Genomic DNA, 1,308 nt, shown 5'->3' with positions numbered 1-1,308 from the left:
CCGGTATGGCCGGGGGACTCGTCGGCGCGGTCGCCTTTTTGTTGTTCTTGATCTTCCGCACCCGCATACCCATCATCCGGCGGTTGGTCACCCATAAGCCGTTTGCCCCATTTCGAGGATGGGGCGCGCGACCACACGAAGCGTCGCCCTTCCCGGTCGTCGCCGGTACCAGGCCGGGACGGGTGCCGCACGAACACGATTCCACGGCGGCGGTTCTGGAGGTACGCACGGGGCACAGCTCATATCACCCCCACGCGTGGCGGCTCGATATCTCGCCGGCCCGGCCCCTGGTACCGGTCGTGTACGTCGATGGACATCCGGTGTCGTGGGGATGGGGCGTCACGCGGGTGACCGTGCCCGCCGGTATGCGTCTCGTGGCGGTGGGCAGCAGTCATTCACGATGTTATCGCCGGGTCGAAGCACGAGCGGGTGAGCGGATCACGCTGCGGTACTCGGGGGTGCTCGGAGCGGGTGCCCACGCGTACCGGGAGTCGGATGCCCAGATGTACGAGGGAGTGTGGTTCGGTCCGCGCCGACCGGGCGTTACCGGTGGGCGCACCACGATGGTGGTGTGGACCCTGATCGCGGTGGTGGCCGGTTCGACAGGGCTGGGCGTGGCGGCCGGTCTGCTCGGCGGCTCGCTCGCGGAGCGGATACCGATCGGCGGTTTGCTCGTGTACGGCTCCCTGGCTGCGGGTATATGTGGAGGTTCGATACTGACCGTCGGCGCGTTTCTGGACGCGCTGCGGCCGCCCCGGCCGGAACAGGCCTCGGCTCCGGTCCGCGTCGGACGGCCGGAGGTGCGCGTTCTGGATTGCGATACCCCCGAAGCGCTCACGCCCGCACCCGGCTGGTCCGCGCTCTCACTGTATCTGCGTTATGAACTCGCCGAGCACAGTCGAGAGGACCTGTCCGTCCTGGCGGGACGTACCGACGGCCGACTGAGTCCGCTGCAGTGGTGGCGGGGTATGCGGATCGGTGAATCGGAACCACCGGATAGCCGTCCATGGATACCCGCGCCGCGGGTCAGCATCGACGGCGTGCCCATCGATGCGAGCTGGACGCGGATGTGGCTACAGGTTCCGCCCGGGGAACACCGGGTGGATATCGCTGTCGATCCGCCGTGGGCCATGGTGGGGGCATCGACCCGACTCGACCTCACGAACGCCACCGGACGGTACACCGTCCGGATAGCGCCGGGGGAAACCGAGGAGTTGAGGTGTGTGGCTGTTGTCGACGCGCTACCGACTCGCGGCAGACCGGAGCTGGTGGCCTTTCGCGCGACGTTTCGATGATCGATCCCGAACG

1 protein-coding gene is annotated in these 1,308 nt (G+C 67.8%); it reads left to right on the top strand.

Translation table 11 applies throughout. The annotated features are described in order from the left end of the window. The first annotated feature begins 5 nt into the window (after window positions 1–5). Entirely contained in the window at window positions 6–1,295 is a 1,290-nt protein-coding gene (locus ON32_RS11920; protein WP_040790944.1) for a hypothetical protein, read from the top strand. Window positions 1,296–1,308 lie beyond the last annotated feature (13 nt).

This window comes from Nocardia paucivorans NBRC 100373 (genome assembly GCF_000308675.1).
Lineage (GTDB): Bacteria > Actinomycetota > Actinomycetes > Mycobacteriales > Mycobacteriaceae > Nocardia > Nocardia paucivorans.
Note: the sequence above shows the minus strand (reverse complement) of the source record. Positions and strands in the feature narration are given on the sequence as shown.

Bases quoted from the DNA above. Each gene is read 5' to 3' on its own strand.
- ON32_RS11920 (WP_040790944.1), top strand. From the start codon at position 6: ATGGCCGGGGGACTCGTCGGCGCGGTCGCCTTTTTGTTGTTCTTGATC.